The organism is Maribellus sp. YY47 (genome assembly GCF_023111095.1).
In the GTDB taxonomy this organism is placed as follows: domain Bacteria; phylum Bacteroidota; class Bacteroidia; order Bacteroidales; family Prolixibacteraceae; genus Draconibacterium.
This window is the reverse complement of record NZ_JALGYW010000030.1, coordinates 45,468-54,419: the sequence shown is the minus strand read 5'-3', so window position 1 is coordinate 54,419 and position 8,952 is coordinate 45,468. Positions and strand designations below refer to the sequence as shown.

General features: G+C 39.5%; 6 protein-coding genes. 3 read left to right on the top strand and 3 right to left on the bottom strand.

What is annotated here, in order from left to right:
* The 3 genes from MR764_RS18795 to MR764_RS18785 form a co-directional block, all read left to right on the top strand.
* On the top strand, positions 1 to 1,659 hold a 1,659-nt coding region (locus MR764_RS18795), incomplete at its 5' end, for a T9SS type A sorting domain-containing protein (RefSeq protein WP_247981001.1).
* Positions 1,660 to 1,904: 245 nt separating this feature from the next.
* A complete protein-coding gene (locus tag MR764_RS18790; RefSeq protein ID WP_247981000.1) occupies positions 1,905 to 2,441 on the top strand; it encodes a glutathione peroxidase in 537 nt (178 codons plus the stop codon).
* 93 nt (positions 2,442 to 2,534) lie between these two features.
* A complete protein-coding gene (locus MR764_RS18785) occupies positions 2,535 to 3,518 on the top strand; it encodes a lipoate--protein ligase (protein WP_247980999.1) in 984 nt (327 codons plus the stop codon).
* 224 nt (positions 3,519 to 3,742) lie between these two features.
* On the opposite strand, the gene MR764_RS18780 is transcribed toward MR764_RS18785, so the two are convergent.
* The 3 genes from MR764_RS18780 to MR764_RS18770 all read right to left on the bottom strand — a co-directional run bounded on the left by MR764_RS18780 (position 3,743) and on the right by MR764_RS18770 (position 8,946).
* A complete protein-coding gene (locus MR764_RS18780; RefSeq protein ID WP_247980998.1) occupies positions 3,743 to 4,141 on the bottom strand; it encodes a hypothetical protein in 399 nt (132 codons plus the stop codon).
* Positions 4,142 to 4,472: 331 nt separating this feature from the next.
* Positions 4,473 to 5,564: a PD-(D/E)XK nuclease family protein gene (locus MR764_RS18775; RefSeq protein WP_348773091.1), complete on the bottom strand. Its 1,092-nt coding sequence runs from the start codon at positions 5,562 to 5,564 to the stop codon at positions 4,473 to 4,475.
* 397 nt (positions 5,565 to 5,961) lie between these two features.
* Positions 5,962 to 8,946: a type I restriction endonuclease gene (locus tag MR764_RS18770; protein ID WP_247980996.1), complete on the bottom strand. Its 2,985-nt coding sequence runs from the start codon at positions 8,944 to 8,946 to the stop codon at positions 5,962 to 5,964.
* Positions 8,947 to 8,952 lie beyond the last annotated feature (6 nt).

Genomic DNA, 8,952 nt, shown 5'->3' with positions numbered 1-8,952 from the left:
GACACGATAGTTGCGATGCGTACCTTCAAGGTAACAGCAGCACCTGCTATATCAGCGACTCCACCTGAAGATCTGACTTTGGGCACCTGTCTGAGCCAGGATTCAGTGAATGCGGCTTACGATGCATGGGCAGCCAGCGGAGTAGTGGAAGGCGGTTGTGGTCTTGTTGTGGATATCGACAAGCCGGCAGCACCTGATGCCTGTGGCGGCGAAGTAGTAGTCACATGGACGATCAGCAGTGACTGTGCGGACACGATAGTTGCGATGCGTACCTTCAAGGTAACAGCAGCACCTGCTATATCAGCGACCCCACCTGAAGATCTGACCCTGGGCACCTGTCTGAGCCAGGATTCAGTGAATGCGGCTTACGATGCATGGGCAGCCAGCGGAGTAGTGGAAGGCGGTTGTGGTCTTGTTGTGGATATCGACAAGCCGGCAGCACCTGATGCCTGTGGCGGCGAAGTTGTAATCACATGGACGATCAGCAGTGACTGTGCGGACACGATAGTTGCGATGCGTACCTTCAAGGTAACTCCTGACTTAGAAGCACCGGTAATTGCAGCCCCTGATGATTATGATTTATGTAATGGTGAACTTCCAAAATTCATCGTTGCAGAATGGACTGATAATTGTCTTGGTGCAGGTGTTGATACAGCATGGATGCAACCTAGAGAAGATGATGATATCTGCACTGAAACAGCAGACTACTTCTTTATGGTCCAAGATTCTTGCGGAAACGTTGCAATGGATACAACAACGATTGTGAATCGTACTGACAAATATGAAAACTGCGAAACTGCGTTTGCTAAGATAGACGGAGAAGGGGCTAATTGCTTCCTGGATAACGGTTTTAATCGTTGGGGATGGTCTAATTACATTGAAACAGGAGGTCAGGATACATCTGTAACTTTGGCACTTTGGGCAGGAGCTGCACATTGTGAAACAGAAAAAGGTGCTTATGTTGGAACTGTAGAAGTAACTTACGATGCGGTTGGAAAAACAGTAACCGTTGAGTATCTGATTGCTGAAGGTTATGCGATGTCTGAAGCTCACACCTATGTTGGATGTGGTATGTTCCCATTGCAGAAAAAAGGAAAGACCTACGTTCCTACTGTAGCTCCGGGACAATTCACTGCTAATGCCGGATCGCTTGAGCATTCAAATAACATTATTGTTACTTTCTCTAATGTTGTTGAAGAGAACTTCTATGTAATCGCTCATGCAGTTACCTGTGAAGAAGTTTGTACATGCACAGCTGGACCTGGTGTTGATGATGGAAATACTTACAATGCAGTATTTGATAATATGAATTGTGAAGACACAAATGTATCTTCCACTTCAGAGGAAAATACTAAAAATAAGAAATCAGTTGATACCGTTTTGCCTCAGACAATTGAGTCTGCAATGAAAGTATATCCGAATCCATTTAGTGATCAGGTGAATATCGAATTTGTATCACCGGTAAGCGGTCATGCAGTTCTCGAAATTCACAACATAACTGGTCAGAGAGTAGCCACATTAATGGATAAATACATCGAAGCAGGTGTAGAGCAAAAGGTTAAATACAGACCTGAATCTGCAGCTTCCGGAATTTATCTCTATAAGCTGAATATCGATGGAAACATTAAAGTTGGAAAGATCATTTACCGAAATAAATAATACTCGTGAAACTTTAAATAGATCAATTATTGCTAATATTAAGAGTAGTTGATTTCGGGAGGTTCTACTTTAAAAAGTAAGATTAGAGGTTGCTCAGAGGAGCAGCCTCTTTTCTTTTATAACCGATCGAAAAATGTGATATACCTCTTGCAAACTTTTATTTCGGCAACTTGTTTTTTTAGGTGTATTCATTTTGCAATAATGTCTTATAACAGAGTGTATCATAAAAATTAGAAAATAAAAAAATGAAAAAGTCGATATTATTAAGCTTGTTTTTAGTAACGATGATTGTTTCTTATGGACAATCAGGCTTTTATAGTTTTACAGTGAAAGATATTGAAGGAAACGATTTCAAACTTTCCTCTTTAAAAGGGAAAAAAGTACTGGTGGTTAATACGGCATCTAAGTGCGGATTGACACCTCAGTATGAACAACTAGAAGCATTGTATAAAACATATGGAGGCGACAATTTTGTAATCATCGGATTTCCTGCCAATAATTTCGCGAACCAGGAGCCTGGCTCAAACGAAGAGATTGTAGAGTTCTGTGAAAAAAATTATGGTGTGACCTTTCCGATGATGGAAAAAGTTTCAGTGAAAGGAGAGGATATTTGTCCACTGTATAAATGGCTGACTCAAAAAAGTCAAAATGGAATAAAGGACTCTGAAGTGGCCTGGAATTTTCAGAAGTACCTGATCGATGAAGAGGGGAGACTGGTTGATGTGGTTGAGCCAAAAGTGAAACCTGATGACATCAGAATTGTTAGTTGGATTAAGAATTAACAGGAAGTTTGTCACAAACCAAATTCCATTCTGTCTGGTTATAAAAAAGATACCTTTTCAATAAATTCTTATTTTTGGCGAAATTTTTTGTCCATGTTGATTATTGATTCTCCATCAAACGATGCCTATTTTAATATCGCATCAGAAGAGTACTTACTTCACCGGTTCCCCGACGAAGAAATATTTTTATTGTATGTAAATGCTCCTTCGATTATTGTCGGAAGGTTTCAGAATACCTTGGCTGAAATCAATTTGGAGTATGTTACTGAAAACAAGATTAAGGTAGTGCGAAGAATGTCGGGTGGTGGAGCGGTTTATCACGATCTGGGAAATCTGAATTTTTCCTTTCACTCTCCGGCAGAATCTGATGATTTTCTGGATTTCTCAAAATTTACACAACCGGTGGTGGATCTTTTAACCGGATTGAATGTTCCGGCAAAGTTGGAAGGCAGAAACGACCTTGTCGTAGAAGGGAAAAAATTTAGCGGTAATGCCAAACTGGCCCGAAACGGAAAAATCATTCAGCACGGTACCATTTTACTGAATTCAGAAATGAGTGTTTTAAGTGAGGCGTTGAAAATTAATCCGTTAAAATTCAGGGATAAAGCAGTAAAATCGGTTCGGGCACGTGTAACCAATCTGATTGAATATCTGCCAAAAGAAACCACGGTTGAGTCGTTTAAACAATTGCTGATCAATCAAATTTTAAACGAAAACAAAGATGCCCGCATTCATCATTTAAATCAGGACGAGATTATCGGGATAGAAACTCTGGCGAGCGAAAAATACAGTACATGGAAATGGAATTTTGGAACTTCGCCGGCGTACGATTTCAATAAAGCAATAAAAGTGGCGGCCGGGTTTATCGAACTTCATCTGGATGTAAAAAAGGGTGTTATTCAGAACATTAAAATTTTTGGCGATTTCTTTGCTTCAAAGCCCATCGAAGAGCTCGAAGAAAGACTGGTTGGCGAAAAGCATGATCCCGAAAATATTCACAAGGTTCTGACTTCTCTAAAATTAACCGATTATTTTGGCAACGTTACCGCAGACGAAGTAATTGATCTTTTTCGGTAAAGCATTTTTTAGAAATCTGTTCAATGGTGACAGATTTGGAATTTTTACTTTCCGATACAGAAAGTAATATGATTTGAAATTCAGTGTTTTATGTCTTACGGGTACAAATAGGGTACATTAATCGGTAAAATGTGAAAACTTAGAACAGAAATAGCGGTGAAACAAGTGGATCTGCCAGAGAGGAAAGTGATTCATTACTTTCCTCTTCTTCGTGAAACTGTTCTTTATCTATTGGGTAATTTATCTCCGAATAAGATGGACTTGATTTCTTTGTCATTCTTCTCTGTACCCAAATAAAAGTAAAAGAGTTTGTCTTCTTCGGGGTAGAAAAAGGAATTTTTCAGTTTGAAGTACTTTTGAAATTTGGTGTACTTGAGGCATTCTTTTTCCTGATCGCGGGCATTGGCCAGTGCTTCAAAATCTTGTTCTTTGAGCCTGGCAAATTTTTCGGCTGTCAACTTTGCTAAGTTTTCCTCATTGTATTTTTCGAAATCGAGAAGCTTGATGTGCGGACTAGATGTTTGCGATAATTCAAGCGCCAGTTTATTCAGCAATGGAATGTCCAAAGAATCAGTATTCAGGAGCATATTCAGTTGGTCGGCAATTTCAATTAAGTTTTTCATTGGATGCGTTTTTAATGTATTTTTGTAATGTTTGTTTTATCTGAGTATGGTTTTCGAGAGTAGATATTGTGAAGTAAGGATGACACCTTTGGGTTCGTATATTCCATGGGGTACGATTCCAAAACCTTTCGAAGACAGTTAACCTTGTTGAAAGTGTGTCAGCTATCTAAAGCTTACAGGCGAGGTTTGTCGAATTTGTTTGATTAGAAGGTTTTCAAGGCTATCGAGCGCCGGTAGGAAATTATAGACTCGTGCCTTCTTCATAACATTCCCTTAAAATTACACAGAATGGTCCGACCTAATTCTTTTACAATATGCTTGAACGCGTGTTTTAGTCTGAATTTCTCAGCTTTTCCAAAAATCGTTTTACGAATTCAATTACGGCAGTATCAACATCACTCATCGATTGATAAATTTTTCCTATCTCAAATTTCTTTAGAAAACCGCTTCCCCGGTAATGTTCCTGTTCAAATTCGCTCAAAAAATTGATTGCTTTTAGTTTTTCTTCCAGCGGTTTCCTTCCTTCTTTTGTCGGTTTACTTTGATTCCAAAAGAGGACATTTGCACTGCCATCCATTTCAAACCAAATATCCAATTTCAGGCTATTGTTTTTCACCATATAGTTATCATACAGGTAATAGTTATCTTTATGCCTACATGGTATTTTAAAAGGTGAGAAATCAGTAATTGCGTTTGCGAATACATCTCTTCGATATGCTGTAATTTTATCCCTCATTTCTGAGATGCTATTAACTGCTTCCATTCCGTTGTTCGTGCTCAGGAATTGATAAAATTGTTCCATTATATTGGTTTTCATATTTTTGTTTGCTAAGTGTTTTATTAGGCTGATATACTGAAATAAAAATGAACTGGCAGCCCTATTGTCAGTCCTATTCAAACATGGCGCAAGCCACCCTGCACCCAAGTCTGATTCAGTGTTTGTAAATGCGCCAATGTTTTTGACCAGATGCATTCGGTTATCCAGAGTAGCTGGAGCCTTTTTGTTGCCGTCCACGGATAAATAAACCATTGCCTGGACACTGTATTTACAATTCTCTGCATAATCAAAATACCTATCAAGCTGGTTATACATGTCCGGAGCATTAGTTATCTTGTTTTCAATGATAATAGACTGTTTGGACTTCTCATCTCTAATCCAAATATCTATTCTGCCGGTTTCTCTTATTACAATCGCGTGTTCGAAATCCTTATTGGCTATCGCCGTTTGATAATGTTGATTGAGAAACTGAATAAACAATTGAAGGAAACCATCTTTCTGATGGTGTAAACCACTAGGGTCCACCAATGACGCTAATATGTCGGAATGAAAATTCTCCAAATAACTATTGTAAGAAGAAATGGTAAATAAGTTATACGCAACTTGTTTTTTTTGACGCTGGGTAGTATTGTAGTTTTTTACGATTTCTTGAACATTCTTATTGTTGAGTAATTCAATTCAATTATATCCATGCTTTTCCATATTACTTTTGTGATTTCCTTTATGTGGTTGCAATTTTACGCTACTGCTCATAAGAACCACAAATTATCCTTTTCCAAATTGAGGGATGCGTTGCCGTCGAAGTGGGGAGCGATTTAGGCTACCATCTCTGGGTATTTGATTGTTACGGGTAAATTTTGCTGGCGTACTAACTTCCAATACATGCGGCAAAACTGGTACACTTGGTCGATTAGCTGTCTGATTATTTTGATGTCCTTCGCTGTTCCTTGTCGGTGCAATCGATGTTTATTTTGATGTTGAAGTATCGTTTTGTGTTGGTCCTAGTTTTCGGTTTTTTAGTTCATGGTACTAATTGGTTTATTTATATTGTAATCCCTCTTACCTTTCTGTCATACAGTTCATTAAACCAGAGTCTTTTGAACATGGTATTTGCACGGTCTTCGGAAAGTTTGTTGTAAAATTCCAATTTTGTATTGATGAAGTTTAGCAGTTCGCTGTCGATTTCTTCATTGAATTTCTCCTGAATATTGTCTTTCGAGTTATATGGATTAAAGAAACTCATCAATTCGTCGTTTGAGTAGATACTTTCTTTCATTCGCTCGAAATCCACACGGTCTTCATCGGTCAGGTCGAGGCCAAAAGTTTCGTTTAAAACCTTAATAATGTTAGTCAATAAATCCAGTTCATCTTCGGGAGACTTGCCTCCTCCTCCTGGTTTCATTCCCTCCATGCTTCCGTCGGCAGATGTCAATTCAAGGTCGGTTGTATATTTATGCTGGATTTTATAGCTGTGCAGTTCTACTTCACCCAAAACGTCCAACGGCAAGTTCGATTTGATGTAAGGGAGTTTCTTTATTAAAGCTGTCAGGAAAACGTAATACTTTTCCAGCTCAATATCTGTAAAGGTTATTATACCCCTTAGAAAACGGTATAGCTTGACAAAAGACTTGGCATCGGCTTTGAACCCGTTTTGCTGGTCTTCATTTAATTGTCCTTCATACCTTCGGCAGACTTCATTTAGAATAGGCTGAAGTTTCTCGTAATTATCGCCTTTTCGGAAAAAGATATTTGCAACGGCATCTATTTCATTTTGGTACAACAGGTTGTAACCATCTATTTTATTCTGAACATCATAAAGCGCGTTAGGGTTGGTTTGATGCTCTTCTTCCATGTAGTTTTTCCCGTAGAACTGCTGAAAATCTTCCTGCACCATTTCGGGGTCATTCACAAAATCGAGCACCATGGTTGAGTCTTTTCCGCGTGTTGTCCTGTTTAAACGGCTTAGCGTTTGGACAGTACTTGTCCCGCCCAACTTTTTATCAACAAACATAGTGTGTAACAATGGCTCATCGAAACCTGTCTGGAATTTGTTCGCCACAATCAGGATGCGGTATTTGGGTAGTTTAAGCGCTTCAGGGATGCTTATTTTCCCCTGAAGGTTATTCATGTTTACCTCGGTATAATCCATGCCGGTTTCATCGTCGCGAACAGTGCCGGAGAAAGCTACCAAAGCACCATATGGCAATTTCATTTCACGCATGATGTCGTCGAATTTGCGTTTAAACCGAACGGCGTGGAGGCGGGAACGTGTGATCAGCATAGCCCTTGCTTTTCCCTGAATTTCATTTTGCGTTTGAGAAACAAAATGCTCAATCATAATCCGGGCTTTCTTTTCGACAGCATGGTCTTGCAAATCGACATAGGAACCCAGTAAACGGACTGTTTTTTTCTTCTCGTATTCCTTGTCAGGTATTTCGCTGCGCTTTACAATTTTGTAGTAACGTTTAAACGATGTATAGTTTTTTAGAACATCGAGGATAAAGCCTTCCTTAATGGCTTGTTCCATCGAGTAGATGTCGAATGGTTCTTTCGTTCCATTTTCTTGCACCGTTCCAAATAGCTCAATGGTTTTTGGTTTGGGTGTAGCAGTGAAGGCAAAAAAGGAAATGTTTTTTTGAACTCCTTTGCTTTTAATTTCTTCTTCAATAATATCAGAAAGTGATTTTTCTTCGCTTTCAATCTTTTCGGCCACTTCAAGCGACAGCGCTTTTCGCATGTGTCCGGCGGCATCGCCAGATTGCGAACTGTGTGCCTCATCGATAATAACGGCGTAATTTCGATTCGGTAGTTTGGCTATGGTCTCGGAAATTATCGGAAATTTCTGAAGTGTGGTTACTATAATACGTTTCCCATCAAGAATAGCCTGTTTGAGGTCCTGACTCGTTTTACGTTCATCGATATACGCCACAACGCCTGGGGTATCGTCCAATTGACGGATGTTTTCCTGAATTTGCTTATCCAATACCCGACGATCGGTTACAACAATTGTGGAGTCGAATAGCGCTTTGTCGTCGGTATAGTTTTGATAAAAGCCCGATAAACGATAAGCCAGCCATGTAATACTGTTTGATTTCCCTGAACCGGCAGAATGTTGCCCCAGATAGCGGCCTCCGATACCCTCCAAACGAACAGCATCTAGCATGCGGTTAACAATGCGCCTTTGGTGGAAACGCGGAAACAGCAACTTGGTAGAAGATTTTTCTTTTAAAGAGCCCGTTTTATCGTCAAAGTATGTTTCCTTATCCGTCTGCAGACTGATAAAGTTCTGAATCAAATCCAACAGGGAATCTTTTCGCAACACATCTTCCCATAAATAGGCGGTAGCAAAACCATTTTCGTTTATATTTTCCAACTCCTGGTTAAATGGTAGAAAGAAAGTTGATTCACCTTTTAGCTGAGTTGTCATAAATACCTTTTCGGTGCCCACTGCAAAATGTACCAAACAACGCTGAAACTCCAGGAATGCTTCTCCTTTGGGATTCCGGTCTTTCATGTATTGCTTGATAGCATTGTGATGGTTTTGACCCGTTAAAGCATTCTTCAGCTCTATGGTAACTACCGGAATACCATTAATGAAAAGAACAATATCAATTTCATTGGTAGTTCTGTTCGAGTATTGCAATTGACGGACAATAGTCAGTCGATTCTTTTTATACCACTCCTCATGTTCGAGTGTTTTATTGTTGGCCGGTTGAAAATAGACTAAATCCAGCGCCTGCCCACGGTCTTTGATTTTGTGGTGCAACACATGCAAGGTTTTGTGCATGCTTAAATTACGTGCAACATTACTCACAATTTGGTTATCGACGTTTGCCCCGTATTGTTCTTCGAGTGCTTTGTATTTTTCGGGCTGCGTTTCTTTTATAAAAGCAATAATTTCTCCCGGAATAACACATAATTCTTTGTTGTAATCGGCAGGGGATATGGTGCGATATTCCTGTACTTCGTTTACCAGGTAGTTTTCGATATGTGCTTCAAAGTCTATTTCTTTTGTTCCTGTTGCCATTTTGTA